Source organism: Serratia sp. NCCP-200 (genome assembly GCF_059697885.1).
Genome location: NZ_BAAKUJ010000001.1, coordinates 463,426 through 489,439 on the forward strand (window position 1 = coordinate 463,426; position 26,014 = coordinate 489,439).

Sequence of the window (26,014 nt, forward strand, 5' to 3'; positions counted from 1 at the left end):
GTGCCCGTTTTTTTATGCGTTTTTAACGCGATATCTTATATCAGTGAAAATTAAGATTTCTCAGATCAAAAAACTGACAGCAGATAACTTAAACGGCGAGCGCTTTTTCGTTTAATTTAGCCGTGGCCTGACAGGATAATAAATTAACCCGGTTAATTTTTGTCCCAAAAAATAAATAATACCTCAACGAAATTACCATTTCTCCTATACGAATAATCAAACCAGTCATAATGCCCACGCTTTATCTAGCTTTACGATCTCGTTATGGCGAGGCTCCTATACGAACACAAGTTACCGCTCTAATGGCATCGAGAGAGGCCACCAAGGGTAAAACAAGCATTAGCCGAATCAAGGCATTGCTAAGGTAACTTCCCCCTGGGGATACGTTGTATAGTGCTAAACCCAAGACGTGGGGATCGGCTTTCGCTGTCCTGTCTTGTCGCCTCTATGAGACTCCATCTTTCAATCGGGAGTATCTAGAATGTCACATGTTGTATTGCAAGACCTTTATCAAAACGCCAACTTTGAAGACGACGCCATCGCGCGTTATATGAACAAGAAAGTCTCTGTTCTACATCAAGATCTTTACGTTGGCGAAGCCAGGAAAATATTCGTTAACCAACTTTCCAACGACGATATTCCCGCACAAATCTTTATTGAAGATGGCACCAAACTGGTGGGAGTTCTTTCTGTTAAACGTTTATTGCAGGAAGAACATAATGGCGAACGTATCAAGGATATGATGGAGACCACCTTCTTCCATGTAAAACCCACGGACGAACGTGAACATATCGCCAAACTGGTGGACAATAATAATTTAGATATTGTGGCGGTGGTCGATAATGGCCGTTTGGTCGGCTGCTTAACCGAGCGCGAAATCGCGCAGATTATCGAGGATGAAAACACCGAGGATGCCCATTTGCAAGGGGCGAGCCTGCCGCTTGATAAGCCTTACCTTGAAATGAGCTCCTTCGAGCTGTGGAAAAAACGTAGCGTGTGGCTGCTGCTGCTGTTCGTCGCCGAGGCTTATACCAGCACGGTTATTCAGCATTTTGAAGAGTCATTGGAAGCGGCGATTGCCCTGGCCTTCTTTATCCCGCTATTGGTGGGTACAGGTGGTAACAGCGGCACGCAAATTACCTCCACCATTGTGCGGGCCATGGCCTTGGGGGAGGTCCGCATGCGCGATTTGGGACGTGTGCTGAGCAAGGAAATGACGACTTCGATCATGATCGCGTTAACGCTGGCCTGTGCTGGTGCGTTCCGTGGTTGGATGATGGGTATCGGCTATGAGATTACGCTCATTGTGAGCTTGACCCTGGTTTGTATTACGCTGTGGGCCGCGATTGTCTCTTCCGTGATCCCAATGGCTCTGAAACGCTTCGGTGTGGATCCTGCCGTAGTCTCCGCCCCGTTTATCACCACGCTGATAGACGGCACCGGCTTGATAATCTACTTCAAAATAGCCCAGTGGACCTTGGGGCTGAATTAATAATGCAAACCGGCGAAAGCCGGTTTTTGCTATGATTAACGGGATTTTTAAGCTGTGTAGTTGACTGTAATCAAAGCATTTTCAGTTTATAGGATCGTTCCGAGGCGGCTTTGTCAGCGGGTGTAAATTCCGTTCCTGTGACGGTTTTCTGCCGATATACTCAGCACAGTTTCTTACTCTGGAATTTTTGCATGTCGGCTTTGGCGTCCATCTCAATATCTATGCACCGGTTGCGCTTCGCCAAGAAGCGGGCCACAGCATGGCTATTGGCCGTCTGCTGGCTACTGCTCAACAGCCAACTGGCGATCGCCAGCCATCACTGCAACCTGCAACTCACCACCGTTGCGCCAGCCGCGCAGCATACGATGCATATGCAGGCCGCCGATCCGCTAGCCAATGAGATGATGCAGGCCGAAGGGCCGCTGTGTGAAAAGCACTGCGTTCCAGATACGGCACAGCAAGACCACGGTAATCTTGCCCTGGCGGCAGTAATACCTGCCAGCAGTGAGCTGTTGGTGGCCGATCCTCAGCCCCAGGCACAGTTCTCCCGCCTCGATTGGCAAACCCCTCCGATAGCAGGCCCGCCGGCAGAGATCGTCTTCTGCCGCTTCCGTGAATAGCCAAACCAACCACTTTGCCGTCCAGCACGGTGACCTGAGTTGTTTTTGTCTATTCTATGGAGCTATCGTTATGCGTAATCTGATCACTGCCGTTTTCATCTCTCTGATGTTCTCTTCATTCGTCTCCGCTGCGGAGATGCAACATCACCAACATGCCAGCCAAGACGCCGCCGTCTATCACTCTAAAGGGACCGTTAAGGCCTGGGGTGAGCAGAAAGTGTCGCTCGCCCACCCAGCCATTCCTGCCTTGAACTGGCCGCCGATGACCATGAATTTCCTTCAGCCACAGCCGCCATTGCCTGCTTTGGCTGCCGGGACTGCGGTGGAGTTTAGCTTCCGTCAGGTTGACGGCGGCTATCAGCTGACCGCCATCCGCGCCAGCCAAGACTAACGGGGGCACCATGTCCAGACTACTTTCTCACCCATTGCGGGTGGGCTGGCTGCTGCTCGCCTGTTGGACGGCGAGTGCGCAGGCAACCGGCCTGACGTTGGAGCAATCGCTGGCGGCGGCGGAGCGCTATTCCGCCGAGCTTTCGGCCAACCAGCATCAGGTGAATGCGTTGCAAAACATGGCGGATTCGGCGATGGAGCTGCCCGATCCCAAGCTGAAATTCGGCATTGAAAACGTGCCGGTACAAGGCGGTAGCGCCCGGCGCTTGACTCGTGACGGTATGACCATGGAGCGGGTTGGCATCATGCAGGACTATGTCAGCAGCACCAAACGCCAACGTAAGGCGAATACCCTGCGTGCCGAGGCTAATAAAACCGAAGCCAACAGTGCGACAATCCGCGCCCGCTTGCAGCAGCAGACGGCACAAGCCTGGTTGGAACTGGCGCTGAGCCAGCAGACGCTGAAAGATGCCACGGCCTTGCTCAAGGAGAGTGAACGCCAGATCGCTGCCCAACATGCCGGAGTGGCCAGTGGTAGTTCACCCGCCGCTAACGTCATCGATGCTCGCTTGACGCTGTTGGCGATGCAGGACCGGCTCAGCGAGGCGCAGCGTGACGTCACCATCGCCCAGGCGCGCTTGACCCAGTTGACCGGGCAGCAGGTTGAGGGGATCGGTGGCCCCTTGCCACGCTTCGAGCGCCTGCCCGCCGAGAGCAACCTGTTGCGACAAGCGATCAAACAGCATCCCGAGGTAGTGCAGGCAAGCCGTGAGGCCGATGTGGCCAAGGCGCGATCGGCACAGTCCGAGGTGGCCGCCATTCCAGACGTGGGCATAGAAGTATCGTATGGCAAACGGGCCGATGGCTATGAGGATATGGCGGGCGTGATGTTTACCGTCGATCTGCCGCTGTTCCGCTCCCAACGGCAGGACAAAGACTATGCCGCCGACGTTTCCCGTTCGATGGAGGCCAACGATCAGTTGACGTTATTGATCCGCGATCATCAGGCCCAGTTAGATACGCTGCTGGCGCAGTATCAGGCCGCGCAGGCGCAATGGCAGCGTCAACAGCAGCAAGCGGTCCCGTTGCAACAACAGCGCGTGGCACTGCAACTGGCGCAATACCGCAGTGGTAAAAGCGATCTCTCCTCAGTGTTGGAAGCTCGTCGGGCCTTGCTCGACAGCCGTCTGAGCGCCGGTAAGGCCGCGCGTGAATTGGCGCAGCTATGGGCCGCCATCCGTTATCTCACCGTGCAGGAGGCAATCTGATGAAAATGCGTTTTAGCCTGACGCTGTTAGCCGCCTTATTGGGCGGTGCTATGGGCGGTTATTGGTTTGCCGGGGAAAGAACTGCGGCGCAACCTGCTAGCGGCGGTGCCGAACGGCAGGTGCTGTATTGGTACGATCCGATGGTGCCAGGCCAGCGTTTTGATAAGCCGGGCAAATCGCCGTTTATGGATATGGAACTGGTGCCACGCTATGCCGATGAGCAGCAGGATGACGGTGGTGTCACCATCAGCGCCCGCCAACAGCAGAATCTGGGTGTGCGTACAACGGCTGCACAACTGCGTGAACTGAATTTGCAGCTTGATGCCTATGGCAGTGTTGCCACCGATGAACGTGGCGTGCAGGTGATTGCCGCACGGGCCAACGGGCTGATAGACAAACTCTATGTACGTGCCAGCCAGCAGCAGGTAAAGAAAGGGCAAGCGTTGGCACAGCTATGGATCCCGGACTGGAGTGCTGCACAGCAGGAATACCTGGCGATCCGCAAACTGGGCGATAGCGCACTGACCTCTGCTGCTCGCCAGCGTCTGGCGTTGCAGTTTATGCCTGAAGCCATCATTCGTCAGGTTGAACGCAGTGGCCAACCCCAGACCCGCATTACCCTTACCGCCCCGGAGAGTGGATTTATCAACAAGCTGGACGCACGGGAAGGGATGCAGGTCACCGCGACGCAGGGCCTGTTTGAGTTGGCCAGTCTCGATCCGGTGTGGATGGTGATTGATTACCCGCAGTCGCAGGCCGGGCTGTTGCAGGTTGGCGATGCGGTGGCAGCCAGCTCCGCCAGTTGGCCGGGTGAACGTTTTACTGGCGAGGTTAGCGAGTTGCTGCCTAACGTCGATCCGCTTACCCGCACCTTTAAAGCGCGTATCGTGCTGAAAAATCCCCAACAGCGCCTGAAGCCGGGCATGTATTTGCAGGTGCAACTGGCGCAAAACGCCGGGGCCAAGCCGGTGCTGGCTATCCCGCAGGAGGCGCTGATCGGCAGTGGCGATCGCAACCGGGTGCTGGTGGCGGAAGGGAACGGCCACTTTGCTCCGGTTGACGTGGTCGCCGGCCTGGCACAGGACGGCTGGGTAGAAATTAAACAGGGTCTGCAGGCAGGGCAACAGGTGGTCACCTCAGGCCAGTTCCTGATTGATTCCGAAGCCAGCATGCGCAGCGCCTTGCCACAGATGGCCGGGCAGGAGGGGGTAAAACAGTATCAGACGTTGGGCGTGGTCGAGGCGGTGGATGGCGCTACCGTCACACTGTCGCATGATCCGGTGGCAGAGTTGCAGTGGCCCGCGATGACCATGGATTTCACCTTGCCAGCGGGTGGCTTACCCGCCGGGATTGGCATCGGCAGCAAGGTGATGTTCCACTTTAGCGTGGATGAAAACGGTTCGCACATCAGCCAGATCATGCCGCAAGGAGGCCACCAATGATCGCTTCCGTGATCCGCTGGTCGATACGCAATCGCCTGTTGGTATTACTGGCTTCGATATTGCTGGCCGGGTGGGGCGTATGGGCGTTGCAGAAGGCACCGCTGGATGCGCTGCCCGATCTCTCTGACGTGCAGGTGATCGTCCGGGCGACCTATCCGGGCAAGGCGCCGCAGGTGATTGAAGATCAGGTGACCTACCCGCTGACCACCACCATGCTAACGGTGCCGGGAGCCAGCACGGTGCGGGGCTTCTCCATGTTCGGCGATGCCTACGTCTACATTCTGTTTGCAGACGGTACCGATCCTTACTGGGCGCGTTCGCGGGTGTTGGAGTCACTCAGCCAGGTCCAGTCCTCTCTGCCCCCGCAGGTCAAAGTGGCGCTGGGCCCGGATGCTACCGGCGTTGGCTGGGTTTATGAGTATGCGCTGGTCGATCGTACTGGTAAACACAGCCTGGCGGATTTACGCGCCTTGCAGGACTGGACGCTCAAGTTTGAGCTGAAAACCGTGCCTAACGTGGCGGAAGTAGCCAGCGTTGGCGGCATGGTGCGGCAATATCAGGTGATATTAAATCCGCAAAGTATGCGGGCGCTGAATATTACCCATCAGCAGGTGGTGAGTGCTATTCAGGATGCCAACCAGGAAGGCGGCGGTGCGCTGCTGGAAATGGGGGAGGCTGAGTATATGGTGCGTACCTCCGGCTACCTGAAAAAACTCACCGACTTTAATAACGTGGTGATCACTGCGCGCGACGGGGTGCCGATCCTGTTATCGCAGGTGGCAGAGCTACGTGAGGGGCCGGAAATCCGCCGTGGTGTGGCGGAACTCAACGGTGAAGGTGAAGTGGCTGGCGGCATTGTGGTAATGCGCTACGGTAAGAATGCGCTGGAAACCATTAATGCGCTGAAGGCCAAGCTGCAACAGCTTCAGCACACCCTGCCACCGGGCGTGGAGATCGTGCCGGTTTATGACCGATCGCAACTGATCGAGCACGCGATCGATACGCTGTCATTTAAGCTGTTGGAAGAGTTCCTGGTGGTTGCGGTGGTGTGCGCCTTGTTCCTGTCCCACTTCCGTTCGGCGCTGGTGGCGATGGTGACTCTGCCGCTGGGGATCCTGGGCGCTTTTGTGGTGATGCACTATCAAGGCGTTAACGCCAACATCATGTCGTTGGGAGGGATCGCCATTGCCATCGGCGCGATGGTGGATGCGGCGATCGTGATGATCGAAAACATGCACAAGGTGCTGGAGCAGTGGCGGCAACGTCATCCCGGCCAGCAGCCCACCTCAAAAGATTATTGGCACATCTCAGAGCAGGCGGCGGTTGAGGTTGGCCCTGCGCTGTTCTGTAGTCTGTTGATCATCACCCTGTCGTTTATCCCGGTGTTTTCGCTACAGGCGCAAGAAGGGCGGATGTTTTCCCCGCTGGCGTTCACCAAGACCTATGCGATGGCGGTATCGGCGGGGTTGGGTATCACGCTGGTGCCGGTGCTGATGGGCTATTTTATCCGGGGCCGTATTCCGGACGAACATGCCAATCCGATCAATCGTTGGTTGATCCGCATGTATCAGCCGTTGCTGGCGGCGGTGCTGGCGCGTCCTAAAACCACCCTGGGGATTTCCGCTCTGCTGTTGGTGCTGACCTTATTCCCACTCAGCCGTCTGGGCAGCGAGTTTATGCCACCGTTGGACGAAGGGGATCTGCTGTATATGCCTTCGACGCTGCCGGGGATCTCGGCACGCGAGGCGGCACGGCTTCTGCAACTGACCGACCGCTTGATCAAAACCGTGCCGGAAGTGGACACGGTCTTTGGCAAGGCTGGGCGGGCGGAGACGGCAACCGATCCGGCCCCGTTGACCATGCTGGAAACCACCATTCGCTTTAAGCCCCGCGACCAGTGGCGGCCCGGTATGACGATGGACAAACTGGTGGCCGAACTGGACAGTGTGGTCAAGGTGCCAGGCATTGCCAACGTCTGGGTGCCGCCGATCCGTAACCGTCTGGATATGCTGGCGACCGGCATCAAAAGCCCGGTAGGCATCAAGGTCAACGGCAGTAATATTGCCGATATCGAGCTGGCCGCCAGCCAGATTGAGCAGGTGGTGAAGCAGGTTCCAGGTGTGACTTCCGCGTTGGCGGAGCGCCTGGCCGGAGGGCGCTATGTGGATATCGATATCGATCGTCAGCGTGCGGCGCGTTACGGCGTTTCGGTGAAAGAGCTGCAATCGGTGGTCGCTACGCTGGTGGGAGGGGAAAACGTTGCTGAAACCATTGAAGGGCGCGCACGTTATCCTATCAACGTCCGCTACCCAAGGGAGATCCGTGATTCGCTGCAAAAGCTGCGTGAATTGCCTGTGGTGACGGCGACCGGTGGGCAAGTACCTTTGGCAGAACTGGCGGATATTCGCATCACCGAAGGGCCACCAATGCTGAAAAGCGAGAATGCCCGGCTTTCGGATTGGATCTATGTCGATCTGCGCGGGCGCGATTTGAAATCGGCGGTGGAAGAGATGCAACAGGTGGTGGCACAGCAGGTGAAGCTGCCTGCCGGGGTTTCCCTCAGTTGGTCCGGGCAGTTTGAGTATCTGGAACGCGCCAGCGCCCAGTTGAAGATTGTGCTGCCGGTAACGCTGGCGATCATCTTTGTGTTGCTGTTTGTCACTTTCAACAGCGTGAGCGATGCGCTGCTGATCATGGCGACGCTGCCGTTTGCGCTGATAGGTGGGGTCTGGCTGCTGTATCTGCTCGATTACAACCTGTCGGTGGCGGGGGCGGTGGGCTTTATTGCCCTTGCCGGGGTAGCGGCAGAGTTTGGCGTGATTATGGTGCTGTACCTTAATCAGGCGCTGGCGAAACATCGTCAACCGGGCCAGCCGCTGAGTCATCAGCAACTGATGGCGGCGATTAGCGAAGGCGCGGTGTTGCGCGTCAGGCCAAAGGTGATGACGGTGGCGACCATTATGGCCGGTTTACTGCCGATTATGTGGGGCGGTGGTGCTGGCTCAGAGGTGATGCAGCGGATTGCCGCACCGATGATTGGCGGTATGGTGAGTGCGCCATTGCTATCGATGCTGGTGATCCCGGCGGTGTATTCGCTGCTGCACCGCAAGGATGAAAAATCCGGTGAGAAAGTAGAGTAATTGGCCCCTCACCCCAACCCTCTCCCACAGGGAGAGGGAGCTGTCCGGAGTGGTTGGTTGGTTTCGTGCAACTTCGGGAAGCGGAGTGTAAGAAGAGAGGGTATGGGATATCAACTTTTACTGGATTCACAAATATTACACAGAAAAATCAGCGAACTCGATCGGTCCCCTCCCTTTGGGATAGGGGGCTGTCCGGAGTTGTGGCAAGGTACCGTGATCAATCTGTTGGTTGGTTAAAAGACAGTTGATTTAGTGCCATGGTCAGGTAAGTTTCTGAAACGAATAGCGAACTCGATCGGTCCCCTCTCCCTGTGGGAGAGGGTTAGGGTGAGGGGTAATACGCTGATTTTAAAGGTCCTACTGCACCAGGAACGCCTTAAACTGCGGCGTCATCACCGCGCTGAAGCCGTCATCGGTTTTGCTGATCAGATACACCGCCAGTCCTTTCTCTTCGGCCAGTTTCAGCGCTTTTTCCGTGCCCAGCACCATCAACCCGGTATCCCAACCGTCGGCCTCCAGCGCCGTAGGGGCAATCACCGTAACGGAAACCAGCTTATGGGTGATCGGCCGCCCGGTGACGGGATCGATCACGTGGGAATAGCGCTGGCCATCCTGCTCGAAGTAGTTACGGTAACTCCCCGCAGTGCTGATGCCGTAGCCTTGCAAATCCACCAGCGCCTGCACCGCATTTTCCCGGTCGGTTGGCTTTTGGATCGCCACCCGCCAAGGCTTGTTCTGGCCATTCACGCCGCGTGATGAAACGGCTCCGCCCACCGATACCAGATAGTTGGTGATGCCTTTGCGCGCCATCAACTGGACCAACTGATCTACCCCGTAGCCTTCGCCCAGCGTGGAGAGATCGACATACATCTCAGGCAGATCTTTTTGCAGCCATTCACCTCGGCTGTCGCTCAGCAGTTTTAGATGTTGCAAGCCAATATGCTGACGGGCTGCATCGATCTGCTGCTGGCTGGGGACTTTGATGGCCCGCTTATCCGGGCCGAAACCCCACAGGTTAACCAACGGGCCGACGGTGATATCCATCGCGCCCCCGGTATCACGGCCAATGCGCTGAGCGGTGAGAATGATATCGGCCATTCCACGGGGGATGGGCTGCGGCTCGGCAGAGGTGCTCTGGTTGAAGCGGGATAACACCGAATCGGGGCGGTAAGTGGAAATATCGTCGTTGGCCTGCTCCAGCAGCGCATCGATCTCCTGCTGCAATTGTTGCTTGCTCTCGGTGATAGTGCCGCTGACCTTTACGCTATAGAACGTCCCCATGGTTTTGCCTTCGATGTCGATCTGGGGGCGGGTGTTGGCATCGTTACAGGCGGCTAGCAGCATCAGCGCCGCGCTGAGCAGCAGCCTTTTGGCAATGGAATTGGCCATAGAAAATCCTAAAAGCAGGGAAAGACGACGGGTATAAAACAAAATACGATAAATGGAAAGGGCAACGTGCTTTTTTACTGGCGTAATTCAAGAGCTTCGGCTAACGTCGTTTTCCAGCCTTAGCTTGAAAAATAAGAGTAAATCCATGAGTTCAAATGCGGTGACCAGTTTGTTGAGGCCATTTTTGCATGACCGCTTCCTGCATGCGTTGCTGCTGATGGGGATGCTGCTGTACGCCATTGGGCCACAGTCGTTGAGTGTACTGTCTGGCTTTATCGATTGGCGCACCATCATGACCCTGCTGGGGTTGATGCTGCTGACCAAAGGTGTTGAGGTGAGCGGTTATTTCGATTTTATCGGCCGCCAGATCGTGAACACCCTGCAAAGTGAACGCTCACTGGCACTGTTTCTGGTGTGTGCCGCTGCGGTGCTGTCGTCGTTTCTCACCAACGATGTGGCGCTGTTTATCGTGATCCCGTTGACCATTACGCTGAAAAAGCTCTCTTCACTGCCGATAAGCCGCCTGATCATCTTCCAGGCACTGGCGGTTAACGCCGGGTCGTTGCTGACGCCGATTGGCAATCCGCAGAACATTTTGCTGTGGAGCAAGTCTTCGCTGACCTTTATGGAGTTTATCGGACGCATGGCACCGTTCGGCATTATCATGATGCTGAGCCTGCTGGTGGTCACCTGGTTCAGTTTCCCGGCGCGGAAAATTGTCAAAGCCCCGAACACCCAACCTTATCCTTATCAAATGCGCCTGTTGCTGGCCAGTGTCGCGCTGTATGTGGTCTTTCTGATCTGCCTGGATTTGGACGTGCCGTTGTATGGCATGTTACTGGTGTTTGCCGGTTTTCTGCTGTTGGCTCGCCAGGTGCTGCTGCAGATTGACTGGAGCCTGATCTTTGTATTTCTCGCCATGTTTATCAATATTGGTTTGCTGACCCAACTGCCGGCGGTGCAACCGCTGTTTGACCAGATTGCCTCGCTGGCGGATGGCAGCGTGTATGCGTTGGGGATTGCGCTATCCCAAGTGATCAGCAACGTCCCGGCGACCATTTTGTTGCTGAACTATGTGCCGTCCAGCGCCTTGGTGGCCTATGCGGTAAACGCCGGGGGATTTGGCCTGGCGATCGGATCGTTGGCGAACCTGATCGCCCTGCGGATGGCGGGAGAACGCCAGATCTGGCTGCAGTTCCATTACTATTCGATACCGTTCCTGGCCTGGGCTACGTTAGTGGGTTGGCTGCTACTGGGTTAATTTGACTCAAGCACTTTGTCATCACTCTTAATGCATTGGAGTTCTATTATGAGCATCTCTTCGTTGGTATTGGCCTATCCCCCGGCTACGGCAGCACAAAGCCTGGATTATCTGGCGGCAAAGCTCGCCTTCTACGCCGACTCGGCGGATGTGGCGGAAGATTTGCGCAATGGCGTCAGCGAGATTGTGGTGATCGATACCCGTGCCAGTGCGTTGTACGCCGCCGGGCACATTCCTGGCGCGGTGAGCTTTCCTCATCGTTTAATGGATGAAAGCAGCACCTCATCTCTCGATCGCGACAAGGTCTATGTCACCTACTGCGACGGTATCGGCTGTAACGGTTCCACCCAGGGGGCATACAAGTTGGCCAAGTTCGGCTTTCGGGTCAAAGAGCTGATTGGCGGGCTGGATTTCTGGCTACGCGATGGCCATCCGGTGACCATCGGTGTTGAGCAGGGCACGATGCAGGGGCGGGATAAAGCGCCGGAGTGCGGCTGTTAAAACAGCACCCACAGTACCAATACCAATACGATAACGCCGACAACCAGCGCCAGAGGCTTACTGAATACCGACTGTAAAGGCTGCGGCAGGGCGGCGATTAGCGGGTTAAGCAATGGCTGTGGCTGTTGGACGCCACTGTGTAACGACGGAGCGTGGCCAGCCTTGTCCAGACGGCGGGTAAACAGCTGCTGGATCACGTCGTTTAGCTGTGCGTGGGTCAGCGGCGTATTCAGGTTGCCGTTAAAGCGGCTCTGGCAATAGTCATTGAGCTGTTGCTGCTCCTGCTGGTCTGCTGGCTGTTTCAATACCGCCAGCAGGTTTTGCAGTGTCGGCGCCGTTTGCGGGCTGAGCGCCAATTTCACCTGCATAAACTGACTGAGCAGTTGGAAGTGGCGTGCGGGCAACGGATCGTTGATTTTTACCCCGACCAGATCGAACAGTGCCTGCCAGAGTTTGGCCGTTGTCTCACCGGTGGCCGCGCTAAGCTTGGTGACCTGCAGCTGTAAGTGCTGATGTTCCGCAGGCAGCAGCGAACGATCGCTGGTGGCCGTTTGTTGCGGGTGAGGGATTGTCAGTTCGCCGGTTTGCAGCAGGTTCAACACTTGCTGGAGCTGTGGGTGGCTCAACTGGCTTAACACCGTATGGCCAAACTGCTGGCGGATAAAGTCGCTGACCGCCTGGCGGTTATTGCCTTGTGGCAACAGTTCGGTGAGCTGTTGCAGCAGTTGGCGGCTGGCATGGCTCTGTTGTGCCACGCCAAGGCGGTTTTGCAGTAGCTGCTCCGCCGGTTGGAAATGGCGCGCCAACAGTTCGCTGTGGTTATCCGCTCCTAATTCATGACGCAGCGTGGCCCAGATCTCGGCGGATTTGGCCGGGCTGAGGGCCATGATTTTGACGATCAGTTTTTCCAACTGGGTGCGTTGGGCTGGGGAGAGCGGTTGATCGTCGGCAGGAGGGATTTTGCCAGCGGTTGGAGGGTGATCGGCTGCGCCAGGAGCGCCAGGTCCACTTAACGGTTGCATATCACCAGTCCTTCGCAGTGTATAAAGTCGACATACCCGGCGAAAAGCACAGGCTTAATCGCTTATGATACCTGTAATTTCGTGCCATCAATACCGCCGCCAGACATTTCTTTACAGGCCAATCGTTGCTTATCCTGTTTGCGCCGCTAAGATAGGCGCAGATACGGCATTGAGGGCGTGATGATAAATCGGCAGCGGATTGCAAAATGGTTTTTAACCCTGGCTTGCCTGGTGGTACTGACGTGCCTCACCCAGCGCATGGCGGGCTTGCATACCTTGCAACTGGCCCTTGGCCTGCCCTCTGTCAGCGTCAGCCAATCCGTGGCCAGCGGTGATGAAGAGGCCACCACCACGACCCCCTGTGAGCTGAGTGCCAAATCGTTGTTGGCTTCTTCCCCGGTAATGTTTGAAAACGTGCTGTTTGGCCTGGGGATGTTACTGGTCCTGTTGACCCCGATCATCGCTCCACGCTTGTCGTTCCCTCCTGTACGCGTTATTTCCCCCACCACCCTCAGGGTGCATCTGCGATTATGCGTGTTCCGTGAATGAGTTAATCCCTCGCCAAACCGAGTGACTAATTTATTTATGGAGAACAACTATGTGGAATATCATCAGGCTGGCGTTGGCTTGCCTGTTATTACTTTGGCTACCTGCGACACAGGCAGCGGATAGCGGCTGGCTGCAAAGCCCGCAGAACGATCATGCAAAAGTCAGGCTGCGTGCCGACACCAGCAACGGGGACGAAACCCGTGTGCTGCTCGCTGTTGAGCTGGAAAAAGGATGGAAAACCTACTGGCGCTCACCAGGGGAAGGAGGTATTGCGCCAGCAATCACCTGGCAGGGCAACCCACCACCGGCAACCTGGTTCTGGCCAACGCCGCAGCGCTTTGACGTGGCAGGGATCTCGACGCAGGGCTATCATCAGCGGGTAACACTGCCTATCGTGTTAAAGGGGGCAGTGCCACAGCAACTGGAGGGTACGCTTACCTTATCCACCTGTAGCAACGTCTGCATCTTGACCGATTATCCGTTCAAACTGGATCTCACCACCCCGGCTGATCCAAAGTTCAATCACGACTTTGCTCAGGCGATGGGGCAGGTGCCGATTGCCAGTGGGTTGGTGGACAGCCTGCGTGCCGGTTATCGCAACGGTGAGTTGCAGATTAGCGCGCAGCGTACCGCGGGCTGGCAACAACCTGAGCTGTTCTTTGATACGGTGGCAGGAGCCGATTTGGGTAAGCCAACGGTCAGCAGTGATGGCGAGAGTCTGCAAGCGCGAGTTCCCGTGAGTGATGGTTGGGGAGACGCAGCACCGGATCTGCGTGGTAAACAGCTGCGGCTGGTTATCAGCGATGGAGGGATCGCTCAGGAGGCTACGCTGACCATTGGCGGGCCGCTTGCTTTGCCCTCCACGGCGGCTTTCCCCTTGTGGCAAGCGGTGTTGATGGCGTTAGCGGGCGGTTTCATTCTTAACCTGATGCCTTGTGTGCTGCCGGTGTTAGGGATGAAGCTAGGCTCCATCTTGCAGGTCGAACAGCGCGATCGGCGCAGCGTGCGTTGGCAATTTCTGGCTTCTTCCTTGGGGATCGTGGTGTCCTTCATGGCGCTCGCCTTGTTGATGACGCTGTTGCGCCTGAGCAATCACGCGCTGGGCTGGGGTATCCAATTCCAAAACCCGTGGTTTATCGGTTTTATGGTGCTGGTGACGCTGCTGTTCAGCGCCAATCTGTTCGGCCTGTTCCACCTGCAACTCTCTTCTTCGTTGAATACCAAGCTGGCCACCCATAACGGGCGTGGCTTGAGTGGTCATTTCTGGCAGGGAGCGTTTGCCACGCTGTTGGCAACGCCTTGCTCGGCTCCTTTCCTGGGAACGGCGGTGGCGTTTGCGTTGGCGGCTCCGTTGCCGGTGCTTTGGGGCATGTTTGTGGCACTGGGAATTGGCATGAGCCTGCCTTGGTTGCTGATTGCCGCCTGGCCTGCGCTGGCGTTACGCCTACCACGTCCTGGCCGCTGGATGAACGGGATGAGGTTGGTGCTGGGCTTGCTAATGCTGGTTTCTTCGCTCTGGCTGCTTAGCCTGATGACCAACCATATCGGCGTGAAGCCGACTTTGATTGTCGGTGCCATCTTGCTGCTCGGTTTATTGCTGGCGGTGTGGCAACAGTTAGGTGCCCGGTCAGCGGGGATCGCGACGGCCAGCGTGCTGGTGGTAGGTGGTTTGGCATTGCTGATGGGATCGTTGACCGCTAACCAGTGGCGACAGCCGTTGCACGACAACATCGCCTGGCAACCGCTTTCTGAACAGGCGATCGTACAGGCACTAGCTGAAAATAAACGGGTGTTTGTTGATGTGACCGCCGACTGGTGTGTGACCTGCAAGGCGAATAAATACAACGTATTGCTGCGCGACGAGGTGCAAAAAGCACTCAGCGCTGATGATGTAGTGGCGTTGCGTGGTGACTGGAGCCGCCCGTCTGAAAGCATCTCGGCCTTCCTGCAACAGCGCGGCAGCGTTGCCGTTCCCTTTAACCAAATCTATGGCCCCGGCTTGCCAGACGGCGAAGTGTTGTCACCGCTGCTCACTCGCGAAGCCGTACTGCAAGCCCTGTCTACTGCCAAAGGAAACCAATAATGAACAAGTTACTGATGTTACTGCTGTTGATTGTCACCCCGGTCTGGGCTGCGGCCCCTTTCACCGCCGAGCAGGAAGTGCGGATCAAAGAGCTGATCCGCGAAACGCTGGTCTCTAACCCGGATATTCTGGCAGAAGCGGTTAATGCTTGGCAGCAGCAAACCAACGGCCAGCAACTCAGTCAGGCGATTGAGCAGAATAGCAAAATCCTGTTCGACGATCCTGCCAGCCCGCGGTTGGGGGCCAAGAATGCCAAGCTGACGCTGGTGGCCTTCACCGATTACAACTGCCCGTACTGTAAGCAGTTTGATCCGATGTTGGAGAAGATCGTCAACAAATATCCCGATGTGGCGCTGGTGGTGAAGCTGTTGCCGTTCAAAGGGGAAAGCTCGATCGCCTCATCGCGGGTGGCGTTGACGGCTTGGGAGCAGCATCCAGAACAGTTCTGGCCGCTGCATCAGCGCCTGATGGCGAAAAAAGGCTTTCATGACAACGCCAGCATCGCCGCAGCGCAAGAGAAAACGGGTGTTAAGCCGGTGGCACCTAGCGAGCAGAGCATGACCACGCTGCGTACCAATATGCAGTTGGCGGAACAGTTTGGCGTGCAGGGAACGCCTGCCACCCTGATTGGCGATCAGATGCTGCCGGGCGCGGTGTCTTATGAGGATCTGGAAGCGTTAGTGAAGCAGCAATTGGCGAAGGTAAAAAATGGCTAGGTTACGGCGCTGGACGCGCGAACTGCTGATTCTGCTGTTGCTCGTGCTGGGCGTGACGTTCGCCATGGACTGGTGGCGAGCTCCACAGGCTCCCTTGACCTTTGAGCAGCAAATGCTGGAAACCCTGGACGGAGAGCCGGTGTCGTTGGCGCAGCTCAGCCAGGATAAGCCTTTATTGGTCTATTTCTGGGCCAACTGGTGCGGGGTTTGCCGCTTTACTACGCCTTACGTGGCTAAACTGGTGGCAAACGGCGGTAATGTGATGACCGTGGCGCTGCGTTCGGGCAATGACCAGCAGGTTGAGCAGTGGCTGGCGGCCAAGAAGCTGCAACTGCCGGTAGTTAACGATGAGCAGGGCAAGCTATCGGCGCAGTGGCAGATTGGCGTAACGCCGACCATCGTGATGATCTCTCAGGGGAAGGTGGTGCAAAGCACCACCGGCTGGACCAGCTATTGGGGCATGAAACTGCGGCTCTGGTGGGCCAGCGTTTAATTCCCCGTCACCTCAACAATCGCCCGGCAAAGCCGGGCGATCCCTTCGGTAATCAGCTCCGGCGTATTGGCGGCAAAATTCAACCGCAAGCCATGTGCGCCGTGCTGCTCCTCAACATAAAAACATTCGCCACGGGCAAAGGTGACACCCTGTTGCCAGGCTATTGGCATCAAGGTTGTGGTGCTTACGGCAGGTGGCAATTCCAGCCAGATAAACAGCCCTCCCGCAGGGATTTCAAACCGACAGCCCGGTGGCAGGTGCTCGCTTAATGCAGCCACCATAGCATCTCGGTGCTGGCGGTATATCCTTCCCGCCCGGCGCAGCTGCTTGTCGTAACTGCCAACGGTGACAAAGGCGTCCAGCGCGCGCTGGATCAGGTTGGAGCTGGTAAAACTGTCGACGTGTTTGAGCCGTGAGAATTGCAGATACTGTTCGCTGTCTGCCACCAGATAACCGATGCGCATACTGGGCAGCAGCATTTTGGAGAAGGTACTGACATAAATCACCGTGCCAGCGGGAGCCATGGCGCGCAGTGACGGCAGGCTTTTACCGTTGTAACGCAGATCGCCAACAAAATCGTCCTCCAGGATCACTATCCCGGCCTGTTGCGCCAACGCCAGCAAGCGGCTGCGGCGGGCTTCGCTCAGACAGCGCCCGGTGGGGTTATTGAAATTGGGGATGGTGTAGATCATTTTGGGCTGATGCCGGGCGATCAGCTCCGGCAGTTGCTCAACGCACATACCGTGACGATCGCTGGGCACTGGAACAATGTTGATCTGGTGCAGGCGCAGCAGTCCCAGAGCTTCGGCATAGGTGGGCTCTTCGACAATCACCGTATCCCCTGGGCGTAATAGCGTCTGGAAAATCAGGCTGATGGCATGTTGCGAGCCGTTGGTGATCAGCACCTGTTCGGCTCGGGTGGGGATACCTTGAGCGGTCAGGATCCGGCTTAGCGTGTCGCGCAGCGGGTAGTAACCACAATAATCACCATAGCTGAAGGCCTCTTCCGCATGACGGCTGAGGATCGACAGCAGGATCTTGCGGAACGCCTCCAGAGGGAACACCTTGGGGCTGCCGACGCCAGCGGCAAAGTTGATGATGTGCTCCGGCAAAGGAATATCCGGATAACCGTCCAGCCGCGACGTGGTGGTGGTGAAGCGATCCGCAGGGAATAGCTCGCTGGATGCTGGCCGTTGCTGCATAGGGGCCGGTTGCAGGTGGCGGACATAGGCGCCGCTGCCACGCCGCTGTTGTAACAATCCTTTGGCCGTCAGTTCGGCGTAGGCACTTTCCACCGTCAGGCGGCTGACCGAAAGCTCGGCGGCCAGGCTGCGCGTTGACGGCAATTTATCGCCATCGGCAAAGGTGCCGCCAAGAATGGCGCGGCGCAGCGCTTCTTCGATCTGCAGATACAGCGGAATGTCCTGCTGACGATCCAGTGGAATGTGCATAAAATTGGCCCGGTCAAAAAAAGTCTGTTTTCACTATATCCCAGAGTAACAAGGCTTGGCACCGATAAAAGTGGCCTGCACAACATCGTAGCAAAGTGGCTATGGTGGCAAAATCTGGCCGCGTTAAAATCTCCGCCAGAGAATTAAGCGGTGGAATTTTGAGGGTGTTATGTCGTTACCGTCGGGTGTTGTAGCAGAACCAGTTGTGGTCAGTGGCGGGATCCTGCGGGGAACCAACCAGGGGTACGTGATCGCCATAATCAGTGCCATGCTGTTGGCCTTTACCGCCATCATCATCCGCGCGCTGACCGAGTATTACCATCTACCGACGTTTGTGCTGGCTTTCTGGCGTGCGGTCTTGGTGGCCTTGGTGTTGTTACCGTTATTGCTGCTGTTCAAACCGCAATGGGCCTCTCTGCGCCGTGAACAGGTGCCGTTCTACGCTGGCTACGGTTTGCTGTTGGCACTGTTTAACAGCTTATGGACGCTGTCGGTGGCGCTCAATGGCGCCTCGGTGGCGACCATTCTGACCTATTGCTCGGTCGGTTTTACCGTATTCCTGGGCTGGATGATGTACAACGAACGCCTCAGCCTGCGCGAACTGCTGGTGATCGTGGTCAGCCTGGGCGGCTGCTTCCTGGTCAGTAACGGCGACAGCATGGGCAACAGCCGTTTTGATCTGTTGGGGCTGATGGTCGGCATGCTGTCCGGCATTGGTTACACCCTGTACACCCTCGGCGGGCGTATCGCCAGCGAGCGGCGCTACCCGGTGTGGAATACCATCCTGTACGTATTTGGTTTTTCCGCCGTGTACCAGTGGTTGTTCAACACCTTGCTGACGTTTTTCCCCTTGGCGGCATTTCACGGCATGGCGGGGGACCTGTGGTTTCTATCCCAGGGAATTCAAGGCATTCAGTGGAGTGGCTGGCTGTTGCTGCTCACGCTGGCCGCAGGGCCAACGCTGCTGGGCTTTGGCCTGTACAATATCAGCCTGAAAACCCTGCCGCTGGCGGTGGCCAACCTTATCCTGTCGCTGGAGCTGGTGTTTACCGCGGTCATCGCCTACTTCCTGTTGGGAGAAAATATGAACCAGTTACAGCTATTGGGTAGCGCGCTGGTGATGGGCGGGGTATTGATGCTGAGAAGAGCGAAGTAGGCTTGGCTTTCTGCGCTGGTTTGTTACCATTGGCAGCGAAACAACAGGGTGCAAACAGCAAATGATCATTAATCCAAGGTTAAAACGAGCGCTTATCGCTTGATTGGGCAGTGTTTTTGAACGGAAAACGCTGCCACTGACATTACGTTCCGTGGCTCTTGCAATAAATTAAGAGAAGATGCCATGTCTGATAAACACTGGTCACAAGTAGAATTACTCCACCAGACGGTAACCAACCCCAATATCCTGATCAAGGGAACCCACAGTTATTACAGCCATTGCTGGGATGACGGCTTTGAACGCTCCGTGGTGCGCTATTTACACGGCGATGCGGTCAGCCAACAGTGGGAGCCACTGGGGCAGCTAGACAGGTTGCACATTGGCGATTATGTCTGTATCGGTGCCGAAGCGGTGATCCTGATGGGAGGGAATCATACCCACCGTATTGATTGGCTGAGCCTGTATCCGTTTATGGAAACCATCCAGGCGTCTTATTTACCTAAAGGTGATACCCGCCTTGGCGATGGTTGTTGGATCGGGATGCGGGCCATGCTGATGCCTGGCGTGACGATTGGCGAAGGGGCGATAGTGGCTGCCGGTTGCGTGGTGACTGCGGATGTCGAGCCCTACGCTATCGTTGGCGGCAATCCGGCCCGGATGATTAAACGGCGGTTTTCTGCGGAGACAATCGAGCGTTTACTCGCGTTGCAGATTTACGATTTGGCCGCCGAAGCGTTCGTCAGCATCCAGCCCTTGCTGGCCAGCGATGATATTACGGCCTTGGAACAGGCTGTTGAGGTTATACGCCAATAATAAATCGGGCGAGTTAGTCCCGCCCGATTTTTAACCGGCTCACAACATTGGGGCGCTGCATGATGCAGCGCCCTTTTTGCATTACTCAACTTCCGTTGCTTTTCCTGTGATACGGCGGTGCTTGCGGAGTTTGCGCAGCAGTGGGGGTAACACCAACACCGCGACGGCCAGCACCAACAGGCATTGGGCAATGGCACTGCTCCACAGAATGTCAAAGTTCCCGTTGCTGATAGACAACGCCCGGCGCAGGTTTTGCTCCAGCATTTCCCCCAACACAAATCCCAGGATCAGCGGCGACATCGGGAAGTGCATTTTGCGCAGGATGTAGCCAAACACGCCTAGCCCCACCATCAGCAGCAAATCGAAGGTCGTGCTGTGTACCGCATAGACCCCAACGGCGGAAACGGCGGCGATCGCCGGTACCAGGAACCACAGCGGCACGGTCAGCATACGGGTGAACAGCCCAATTAACGGGATGTTCATGATCAACAACATCACGTTAGCGATCAGCAGCGCGGCGATCAGCCCCCAAACGATATCCGGCTGTTCGGTGAACATTGCCGGGCCAGGGGTGATGTTATACAGCGTCAATGCTCCCATCATCACCGCCGTAGTGCCTGAACCCGGTACGCCCAGGGTCAGCATCGGGATAAATGAACCGCAGGCGGAAGCGTTATTGGCGGCCTCCGGTGCGGCGACGCCACGAATATCCCCTTTACCGAACGATTCACTGTTGCCGCTGATGCGCTTCTCGGTCATATAGGTGAGCGCACTGGCAATAGTCGCCCCGGCACCGGGCAGAATACCGACGAAGAAACCGACAAAGGAGGATCGCAGGGTCGGGCCAACGCACTCGGCGGCCTCTTTACGGTTAAACAGCATGCGGCCGGTTTTACGGATCAGCTTCTGGCCCGTGCTGGTGCTTTCCAGCATCAGCAAGATCTCGCTGACCGAGAACAACCCGATCACCACCACAATAAACTGAATGCCGTCAGAGAGGTGTACGCTGTCGAAGGTGAAGCGATACACGCCGGTATTGGCGTCCACCCCTACGGTGGCCAGCCCCAGCCCAATCAGGGCCGCCAGCAAGGATTTCAACGGGTTCTGGCTCATCATGCTGCCAAGGCAGGCAATGGCAAAGACCATCAGGGCAAAGTATTCCGCCGGGCCAAACGCCAGCGACCAGCGGGCCAGCATGGGGGCGAACAGAATAATGCCGATAATGGCGACCAGCGAGCCGGTGAAAGAGCTGACAGCGGAGATCGACAGGGCAACCCCTGCACGGCCCTGCTGGGCCATAGGATAGCCATCCAGCGCGGTCATGATTGCGGCGGCATCCCCCGGGACGTTGAGCAGGATCGAAGAGATCCGCCCACCGTATTCACAGCCGATATACACCGTGGCCAGCAGGATCAGGGCCGACTCGGCGGGTAGCTTCAAGGCGAAAGCCAGCGGTAAGAGGATCGCCACGCCGTTGATCGGGCCAAGGCCCGGCAGCAGCCCGACGATAGTGCCAACGAAGCAGCCGATCAGGGCGATCATCAGGTTCTGGGGCAGTAGCGCCACTTCGAACCCTTGTGATAAATACATCCAGGTTTCCATTATCGCTCCCGTTAGCTCAGCCAAACGCCGAGTGGCAGTGTGACATCCAGTAAATAATCAAAGGCGTAGAACAGAGAAACGCCCATTACGACGCCTGAAATCAAGGCGGCTTTGATACTGGCCTGGAACAGCAGACCAATGCTGAAAGTCAGCAGAGCCGTTGCCAGCGGGAAACCGAGCCACTCGAATCCCCAGGCGTACAGCACCAGCGTGATTACCAGCACCAGCAGGCGTTGCAGCACGTTTTTATGTGGCCACTCGACTAGCTGTGGCCGACGCAACAGCAGCAATGCGGCACACAGGGCCATCAGGCTCAGGATGGCCAAAGGGAAGGGGCGTGGCCCTAATGGCTCGTAGCTGTATTCGCTCTGGATGCCCCAACCGAGAAACAGGCCGCCGCCGCAGAGCAGCAGCCACAGAGCAGCAAAAATACGATCGCTCATGTCAATCCCCTAGGTTATTTGGCCAGCCCGAACGCTTTAGCCTGCTCGCGGTACTGGTTAACCTGGTTTTTCACGTAGCTATCCAATTCCTTGCCGGTCAGGTTGAATTCAAACAGGCCGCGCAGATCGCGCTGTTGTTTGAATTCCTCGGTTGCCGTCATGGTTTTGAAGGTGTCGATCCACCATTGATACTCGGCCTCGCTGACCTTTGGGCCAAGGTAGAAACCACGGATGATCGGCCACACCAGGTTGAACCCCTGCTCCTTGGCGGTAGGGACGTTTGCCAGTTCGCCCGGCAAGCGTTCTTCGGCATATACCGCCAGTACACGCAGCTTATCGCCCTTCAGGTAAGGCACCATCTCGCTCAGATCGCCGGATACCGCCTGAATGTGATTACCCAGCAGCGCGGTCACCGGCTCGCCGCCCCCTTCAAACGCCACATAGCGCATCTTGTGGGGATCTACGCCAACTTCACGAGCCAGCAGGGCAGTTTTCATCCAGTCCTGGCTGCCAATGGAGGCTCCAGCACCAAATACCACACTGTTCGGGTCTTTTTGGAAGGCTGTCATCAAGTCTTTCAGCGTCTTGTAAGGCGAGTCGGCGCGTACGGCGATCATGCCGTAATCGGTGCCCACTGCCGCCAGCCACTTCACATCATCCACGTTGTAGCGGCCAAACTTGCCTTGCGACAGGTTCAGCAGGGAACCGCCAGAGAACGCCACCACGGTGCCAAATTCGGCTGGCCGCTGGGCAACGATGGCGTTATAGGCCACCGCCCCCACGCCGCCGGGCATATAGGTGACGCGCATCGGCTTATCGATGGCCTTGGTTTCTTGCAACGAGACCTGGATCAGTTTGCAGGTGAGATCGAAGCCTCCGCCGGGTTTGGCCGGAGCGATACATTCGGTGCGTTTTGGTGCTTCCACAGCGAACGCTTGGTTGGCAGCGAACAGCAGAACAGAGGCGGTAAGCGTACGGGTAATTATTGTTTTCATGACGTTTCCCCATCGGTTTTGTTTCAGTTTGTGAGAATCCCCGCTGACACGGGGTTGCTAAATTGTTAAAACAGAAACCTTTCATTTACCTTTCAGTGACCGGGAAAGTTTACAGGATGTGATATGCGTCTCTTGTTAGTGGAAGACCACCCCGAGCTGGCTCATTGGTTGCAGAAAGCCCTCAGTGGCCTTGGGTTTGCAGTGGATGTGGCGATAGACGGCGTGGCGGCAGACCATTTGTTATTGCACGAAAGCTACGCGCTGGTGGTGTTGGATGTCGCACTGCCCCGACTCAACGGCCTCGATCTGTTGGCGCGGCTGCGCAAGCGTGGGCAGACTCTGCCAGTATTGTTATTGACTGCCCGTACCGAGGTAGCCGATCGGGTTAAAGGGTTGAACCTTGGGGCTGACGATTACCTCACCAAGCCCTTTGAACTGGATGAGTTGGAGGCTCGCATCCGGGCGTTACTGCGCCGCAGCGTTGGCGTGACGCAACAGGCATTGCAATACGGTTTGCTGACCTATCATGACGAGGGCTACTTCTTGCTGGCAGAAAAACCTCTCTCGTTAACTCCCCGTGAGCTGGCGGTGTTGACCACCTTGATGCATCGCCGTGGCCGCCCGGTTGCCAAACAGCAATTGTTTGAGCAGGTGTTTACGCTCTCTGATGAGGCTAATCCCGAAAGTATCGAACTTTACGTCCATCGCGTGCGTAAAAAACTCCAAGGAAGCAACGTGGCGATCGTGACGTTGCGTGGCCTGGGCTACAGCCTGGAGCTGTGCGATGAGGTGGTTTAAAGCACCGCGTTCGTTGTTCTATCAATTGCTGCTGTTCTTTGGTTTACCGCTGCTGGTATTGGGTGGGATCTCAATCTATACCCACTATTTCAGCGCGATGAGTGCGGCGACGATGGCCTACGATCGCACCTTATTGGCGTCGGCCCGTACGGTGGCGGAGCGGCTGGTAGTGCGCAATCAGCGCCTGGAGGTGGATGTGCCTTATGTGGTGCTGGACAGCTTCGAGCGCAATATGAACGACCGGCTGTACTATCAGATTATTTCACCTGAGGGGCAGAGTATTTCGGGCTATAACGATTTGCCCAAGATGCCGCCCTATATTCCTCGTTCCAACCTCTATCCGGCCCTGGTGCATTTTTACGATGCGCACTATCGCGGGCAGCCAATTCGCGTGGCGGCGCTGTTCCAGCCGGTGAATGAGGGTGGAGTGATGGGGATGGCGACCATTCTGGTGGCGGAGACGTTAGAGTCGCGGCGCTATCTGGCGCGGCAGATGCTGCTGGCGGCGCTGCTCAGCCAGGGGACAGTGGTGGTATTGACGCTCACTCTGGCTTACATCCTGCTGAAAAAGCTGCTGCAACCGTTGCGCAAGCTGTCCAGCATGATGCTGCGGCGCGATCCGGGGGAACTGACGCCTTTGCCGATGGTGCTGCCCTGGTCGGAAATGCAGCCGCTACTGCTGGCATTCAACCGCTATATTGAGCGGCTGCGGTTGATGGTGGCGCGTCAGGAACGTTTTAGTGCTGATGCCTCTCACCAGCTACGTACGCCGCTCACGGTTTTGAAAACCCAAGTGGGGGTGGCATTGGCCAGCGAACGGCCCGAGCAATGGCGTGAGAGTCTGGAAGGGATGAGCGCCACCCTGGACAGTACAGTCGCGTTGACCGATCGCCTGCTATACCTCTCGCGGCTGAAGGCGCACGAGCATCAGGCCGAGCGTAAGTTGCAGCCGGTTAATCTGGCGCAGGTGTTACGCGACGCCTGTTTTTCGCGCCTGCCGCAGGCTCGCAGCAAGCGGATTGATCTTGGCTACGAAGGGGCGGGAGTGTGTTGGGTGGGCGGTGAGGCGTTGCTGTTGTCGGAGCTTTGCGCCAACCTGTTGGATAACGCACTGAAATACACGCCGGCCAAGGGGATCGTGACCGCCCGTTTATTGATGGTGGATGGGCTGGGGCTGTTAGAGATAGAAGACAGCGGCCCAGGTATTGCGCAGGATCAGACGGTCGCTGCTCTGCAACCGTTTCGTCGGTTGGATAACGTTGGCGATCAGCCAGGGGCTGGGTTGGGACTGGCATTGGTTAAAGATATTACCGCTTATCACGGCACCCGCCCGGAATTGCTGAGTTCTGACGCGCTAGGCGGTCTGTTGGTACGGATACGCTTTAAACTGTTGGGGTGATAGAGGGAAAAAAGGGGGGAGGGGAGTTCCCCCCTCCCCCACTTTATGGTGTAACGCTGCTTTTTCTGCGCCCTAACGGCGTGCGCAGGCGCTGTGACAAGATCACCCCCAGCAGGGCGACACCGCCACCAATCAGATGGTAGCTATGCAACTGTTCATGCAGGAACAGGACCGCAATTATCGCGGTGAACACCGGTGCCAGGTTCATAAAGATCGACGCCTTGTTGGCTCCCAGGCGCATCACCCCCTGGATCCACAAAAACGGCGCGGCAATCGAGGCAGGGATACCGGCAAACAGCACCAGCGGGATGTTCTGGCTGGTAAGCTGTACGTCATGCGCCATCAGGAAGTTCGGCAACAGCAGCACCACGCCAAACACGATCTGCACATACAGAGACTGCCAGTTGGGTAACGGGATCGCCCAGCGTTTGGTCAACACGCCGTATAGGGCGTAGGAGGCCGAAGCGGCGAACATCATCAGTTCACCTTTGCCAATGCCGTGTTGCAGCAGCAGCCCGGGTTGCCCCGCGCTAACCAGCCACACCAGCCCACCCAGCGACAGGATACTACCCAGTGCGATACCCACGGTGGGGGCAACGCGCAGGACGAATATACCGATTAATACCGTCAGCAGTGGGATCAAGGAGTTGAGGATGCCCATAAACAGCGCGCTGACGCTATGTGCGGCGTAGTAGGCCAGGCTTTGATACAGCACCATCCCCAGCAGGCCGAGGATCATCAGCTTCCACCAGTTGGCGCGAATGGCTGGCCAATTACGGATAGCTCCTGGCAGAGCGAAAGGGGTGAGTACGATCAGCGCCAATGCCCAGCGATAGAAGGAGATGGCCGCCGGATCGATGGCGGTTGCCGATACTTTACTGACTACGGCGTTAATCGACCAGATCAGCACCGCCAGCAGGGGAAAGAGCACGTTCATGATAATAATTCTCAACAACGAATAACATGCTGGCTAGTCTACCCGTGTCCGGTT

The 26,014-nt window shown here is 56.7% G+C and carries 23 protein-coding genes and 1 riboswitch; of the genes, 16 read left to right on the forward strand and 7 right to left on the reverse strand.

Translation table 11 applies throughout. The annotated features are described in order from the left end of the window. Positions 1 to 251 precede the first annotated feature (251 nt). Positions 252 to 422, forward strand: a riboswitch (M-box (ykoK) riboswitch). Between the two features lie 59 nt (positions 423 to 481). From AC6HVW_RS02185 to AC6HVW_RS02210, 6 genes are all read left to right on the forward strand, one after another. Beyond that, positions 482 to 1,492, forward strand: coding sequence for a magnesium transporter (locus AC6HVW_RS02185; RefSeq protein ID WP_059201357.1), 1,011 nt, complete (start codon positions 482 to 484; stop codon positions 1,490 to 1,492). A 191-nt stretch (positions 1,493 to 1,683) separates the two neighbouring features. After that, entirely contained in the window at positions 1,684 to 2,112 is a 429-nt protein-coding gene (locus tag AC6HVW_RS02190) for a hypothetical protein (protein WP_059201356.1), read from the forward strand. Positions 2,113 to 2,182: 70 nt separating this feature from the next. Continuing rightward, entirely contained in the window at positions 2,183 to 2,503 is a 321-nt protein-coding gene (locus AC6HVW_RS02195) for a copper-binding protein (protein ID WP_059201355.1), read from the forward strand. A gap of 10 nt (positions 2,504 to 2,513) precedes the next feature. Continuing rightward, the gene (locus tag AC6HVW_RS02200; RefSeq protein WP_071684080.1) at positions 2,514 to 3,770 is read left to right on the forward strand and encodes a TolC family protein; all 1,257 of its coding nucleotides are present in this window, start codon (positions 2,514 to 2,516) and stop codon (positions 3,768 to 3,770) included. Continuing rightward, positions 3,770 to 5,212 (forward strand): efflux RND transporter periplasmic adaptor subunit, encoded by a 1,443-nt coding sequence (locus AC6HVW_RS02205; protein WP_186486568.1) that lies wholly within the window; start codon positions 3,770 to 3,772, stop codon positions 5,210 to 5,212. The genes AC6HVW_RS02200 and AC6HVW_RS02205 overlap by 1 nt, the downstream gene beginning before the upstream one ends. Further along, on the forward strand, positions 5,209 to 8,352 hold the full coding sequence (locus tag AC6HVW_RS02210) for an efflux RND transporter permease subunit (protein WP_071684078.1): 3,144 nt from the start codon (positions 5,209 to 5,211) through the stop codon (positions 8,350 to 8,352). The genes AC6HVW_RS02205 and AC6HVW_RS02210 overlap by 4 nt, the downstream gene beginning before the upstream one ends. A gap of 357 nt (positions 8,353 to 8,709) precedes the next feature. On the opposite strand, the gene apbE is transcribed toward AC6HVW_RS02210, so the two are convergent. Next, entirely contained in the window at positions 8,710 to 9,741 is a 1,032-nt protein-coding gene (apbE, locus tag AC6HVW_RS02215) for an FAD:protein FMN transferase ApbE (protein WP_071684077.1), read from the reverse strand. Positions 9,742 to 9,886: 145 nt separating this feature from the next. Here apbE and AC6HVW_RS02220 point away from each other — a divergent pair, with 145 nt between their 5' ends. Both AC6HVW_RS02220 and AC6HVW_RS02225 read left to right on the forward strand, forming a co-directional pair. Beyond that, complete coding sequence (locus tag AC6HVW_RS02220) at positions 9,887 to 11,002, forward strand: SLC13 family permease (protein ID WP_209555092.1); 1,116 nt, start codon at positions 9,887 to 9,889, stop codon at positions 11,000 to 11,002. A 48-nt stretch (positions 11,003 to 11,050) separates the two neighbouring features. Then, entirely contained in the window at positions 11,051 to 11,503 is a 453-nt protein-coding gene (locus AC6HVW_RS02225) for a rhodanese-like domain-containing protein (RefSeq protein WP_071684076.1), read from the forward strand. On the opposite strand, the gene flk is transcribed toward AC6HVW_RS02225, so the two are convergent. Then, positions 11,500 to 12,525 carry a flagella biosynthesis regulator Flk gene (gene flk / locus AC6HVW_RS02230; protein WP_071684075.1) on the reverse strand — a complete coding sequence of 342 codons (1,026 nt, stop codon included), beginning with the start codon at positions 12,523 to 12,525 and terminating at the stop codon, positions 11,500 to 11,502. The genes AC6HVW_RS02225 and flk overlap by 4 nt on opposite strands. A gap of 180 nt (positions 12,526 to 12,705) precedes the next feature. On the opposite strand from flk, the gene AC6HVW_RS02235 reads away from it, so the two are divergent. From AC6HVW_RS02235 to AC6HVW_RS02250, 4 genes are read left to right on the forward strand one after another with little or no spacing between them, the layout of a single operon-like run. Then, positions 12,706 to 13,074, forward strand: coding sequence for a hypothetical protein (locus AC6HVW_RS02235; protein WP_021806041.1), 369 nt, complete (start codon positions 12,706 to 12,708; stop codon positions 13,072 to 13,074). Between the two features lie 49 nt (positions 13,075 to 13,123). Beyond that, positions 13,124 to 15,157 carry a protein-disulfide reductase DsbD family protein gene (locus tag AC6HVW_RS02240; protein ID WP_186486569.1) on the forward strand — a complete coding sequence of 678 codons (2,034 nt, stop codon included), beginning with the start codon at positions 13,124 to 13,126 and terminating at the stop codon, positions 15,155 to 15,157. Next, on the forward strand, positions 15,157 to 15,873 hold the full coding sequence (locus AC6HVW_RS02245; RefSeq protein ID WP_071684073.1) for a DsbA family protein: 717 nt from the start codon (positions 15,157 to 15,159) through the stop codon (positions 15,871 to 15,873). Before AC6HVW_RS02240 ends, AC6HVW_RS02245 begins: the two co-directional genes overlap by 1 nt. Further along, positions 15,866 to 16,366, forward strand: a complete 501-nt coding sequence (locus tag AC6HVW_RS02250) for a protein disulfide oxidoreductase (RefSeq protein WP_071684072.1) — start codon at positions 15,866 to 15,868, stop codon at positions 16,364 to 16,366. Before AC6HVW_RS02245 ends, AC6HVW_RS02250 begins: the two co-directional genes overlap by 8 nt. Here the strand turns inward: AC6HVW_RS02250 and pdxR are convergent. Further along, a complete protein-coding gene (pdxR, locus tag AC6HVW_RS02255; protein WP_071684071.1) occupies positions 16,363 to 17,817 on the reverse strand; it encodes a MocR-like pyridoxine biosynthesis transcription factor PdxR in 1,455 nt (484 codons plus the stop codon). The two genes, AC6HVW_RS02250 and pdxR, sit on opposite strands and share 4 nt — an antisense overlap. A 169-nt stretch (positions 17,818 to 17,986) precedes the next feature. Between pdxR and AC6HVW_RS02260 the strand changes: the two genes are divergently transcribed. Beyond that, positions 17,987 to 18,973: a DMT family transporter gene (locus AC6HVW_RS02260; protein ID WP_186486570.1), complete on the forward strand. Its 987-nt coding sequence runs from the start codon at positions 17,987 to 17,989 to the stop codon at positions 18,971 to 18,973. Positions 18,974 to 19,156: 183 nt separating this feature from the next. Next, a complete protein-coding gene (locus tag AC6HVW_RS02265) occupies positions 19,157 to 19,786 on the forward strand; it encodes a CatB-related O-acetyltransferase (RefSeq protein WP_071684069.1) in 630 nt (209 codons plus the stop codon). 81 nt (positions 19,787 to 19,867) lie between these two features. Here AC6HVW_RS02265 and AC6HVW_RS02270 read toward each other — a convergent pair whose 3' ends face one another. From AC6HVW_RS02270 to AC6HVW_RS02280, 3 genes are read right to left on the reverse strand one after another with little or no spacing between them, the layout of a single operon-like run. Continuing rightward, positions 19,868 to 21,388, reverse strand: coding sequence for a tripartite tricarboxylate transporter permease (locus AC6HVW_RS02270; protein WP_024530649.1), 1,521 nt, complete (start codon positions 21,386 to 21,388; stop codon positions 19,868 to 19,870). A gap of 11 nt (positions 21,389 to 21,399) precedes the next feature. Then, entirely contained in the window at positions 21,400 to 21,831 is a 432-nt protein-coding gene (locus AC6HVW_RS02275; RefSeq protein ID WP_059201342.1) for a tripartite tricarboxylate transporter TctB family protein, read from the reverse strand. Positions 21,832 to 21,845: 14 nt separating this feature from the next. After that, positions 21,846 to 22,826 (reverse strand): Bug family tripartite tricarboxylate transporter substrate binding protein, encoded by a 981-nt coding sequence (locus AC6HVW_RS02280; protein WP_071684068.1) that lies wholly within the window; start codon positions 22,824 to 22,826, stop codon positions 21,846 to 21,848. A 123-nt stretch (positions 22,827 to 22,949) separates the two neighbouring features. On the opposite strand from AC6HVW_RS02280, the gene tctD reads away from it, so the two are divergent. Both tctD and AC6HVW_RS02290 read left to right on the forward strand, forming a co-directional pair. Beyond that, complete coding sequence (gene tctD / locus AC6HVW_RS02285) at positions 22,950 to 23,624, forward strand: transcriptional regulator TctD (protein ID WP_059201340.1); 675 nt, start codon at positions 22,950 to 22,952, stop codon at positions 23,622 to 23,624. Beyond that, complete coding sequence (locus AC6HVW_RS02290; protein ID WP_186486571.1) at positions 23,611 to 25,023, forward strand: sensor histidine kinase; 1,413 nt, start codon at positions 23,611 to 23,613, stop codon at positions 25,021 to 25,023. The genes tctD and AC6HVW_RS02290 overlap by 14 nt, the downstream gene beginning before the upstream one ends. Before the next feature lie 43 nt (positions 25,024 to 25,066). Here the strand turns inward: AC6HVW_RS02290 and AC6HVW_RS02295 are convergent, their stop codons facing one another. After that, positions 25,067 to 25,960, reverse strand: a complete 894-nt coding sequence (locus AC6HVW_RS02295) for a DMT family transporter (protein ID WP_071684065.1) — start codon at positions 25,958 to 25,960, stop codon at positions 25,067 to 25,069. Between the last annotated feature and the right edge of the window lie 54 nt (positions 25,961 to 26,014).

Bases quoted from the DNA above. Each gene is read 5' to 3' on its own strand.
- AC6HVW_RS02185 (WP_059201357.1), top strand. From the start codon at position 482: ATGTCACATGTTGTATTGCAAGACCTTTATCAAAACGCCAACTTTGAA.
- AC6HVW_RS02190 (WP_059201356.1), top strand. From the start codon at position 1,684: ATGTCGGCTTTGGCGTCCATCTCAATATCTATGCACCGGTTGCGCTTC.
- AC6HVW_RS02195 (WP_059201355.1), top strand. From the start codon at position 2,183: ATGCGTAATCTGATCACTGCCGTTTTCATCTCTCTGATGTTCTCTTCA.
- AC6HVW_RS02200 (WP_071684080.1), top strand. From the start codon at position 2,514: ATGTCCAGACTACTTTCTCACCCATTGCGGGTGGGCTGGCTGCTGCTC.
- AC6HVW_RS02205 (WP_186486568.1), top strand. From the start codon at position 3,770: ATGAAAATGCGTTTTAGCCTGACGCTGTTAGCCGCCTTATTGGGCGGT.
- AC6HVW_RS02210 (WP_071684078.1), top strand. From the start codon at position 5,209: ATGATCGCTTCCGTGATCCGCTGGTCGATACGCAATCGCCTGTTGGTA.
- apbE (WP_071684077.1), bottom strand. From the start codon at position 9,741: ATGGCCAATTCCATTGCCAAAAGGCTGCTGCTCAGCGCGGCGCTGATG.
- AC6HVW_RS02220 (WP_209555092.1), top strand. From the start codon at position 9,887: ATGAGTTCAAATGCGGTGACCAGTTTGTTGAGGCCATTTTTGCATGAC.
- AC6HVW_RS02225 (WP_071684076.1), top strand. From the start codon at position 11,051: ATGAGCATCTCTTCGTTGGTATTGGCCTATCCCCCGGCTACGGCAGCA.
- flk (WP_071684075.1), bottom strand. From the start codon at position 12,525: ATGCAACCGTTAAGTGGACCTGGCGCTCCTGGCGCAGCCGATCACCCT.
- AC6HVW_RS02235 (WP_021806041.1), top strand. From the start codon at position 12,706: ATGATAAATCGGCAGCGGATTGCAAAATGGTTTTTAACCCTGGCTTGC.
- AC6HVW_RS02240 (WP_186486569.1), top strand. From the start codon at position 13,124: ATGTGGAATATCATCAGGCTGGCGTTGGCTTGCCTGTTATTACTTTGG.
- AC6HVW_RS02245 (WP_071684073.1), top strand. From the start codon at position 15,157: ATGAACAAGTTACTGATGTTACTGCTGTTGATTGTCACCCCGGTCTGG.
- AC6HVW_RS02250 (WP_071684072.1), top strand. From the start codon at position 15,866: ATGGCTAGGTTACGGCGCTGGACGCGCGAACTGCTGATTCTGCTGTTG.
- pdxR (WP_071684071.1), bottom strand. From the start codon at position 17,817: ATGCACATTCCACTGGATCGTCAGCAGGACATTCCGCTGTATCTGCAG.
- AC6HVW_RS02260 (WP_186486570.1), top strand. From the start codon at position 17,987: ATGTCGTTACCGTCGGGTGTTGTAGCAGAACCAGTTGTGGTCAGTGGC.
- AC6HVW_RS02265 (WP_071684069.1), top strand. From the start codon at position 19,157: ATGTCTGATAAACACTGGTCACAAGTAGAATTACTCCACCAGACGGTA.
- AC6HVW_RS02270 (WP_024530649.1), bottom strand. From the start codon at position 21,388: ATGGAAACCTGGATGTATTTATCACAAGGGTTCGAAGTGGCGCTACTG.
- AC6HVW_RS02275 (WP_059201342.1), bottom strand. From the start codon at position 21,831: ATGAGCGATCGTATTTTTGCTGCTCTGTGGCTGCTGCTCTGCGGCGGC.
- AC6HVW_RS02280 (WP_071684068.1), bottom strand. From the start codon at position 22,826: ATGAAAACAATAATTACCCGTACGCTTACCGCCTCTGTTCTGCTGTTC.
- tctD (WP_059201340.1), top strand. From the start codon at position 22,950: ATGCGTCTCTTGTTAGTGGAAGACCACCCCGAGCTGGCTCATTGGTTG.
- AC6HVW_RS02290 (WP_186486571.1), top strand. From the start codon at position 23,611: ATGAGGTGGTTTAAAGCACCGCGTTCGTTGTTCTATCAATTGCTGCTG.
- AC6HVW_RS02295 (WP_071684065.1), bottom strand. From the start codon at position 25,960: ATGAACGTGCTCTTTCCCCTGCTGGCGGTGCTGATCTGGTCGATTAAC.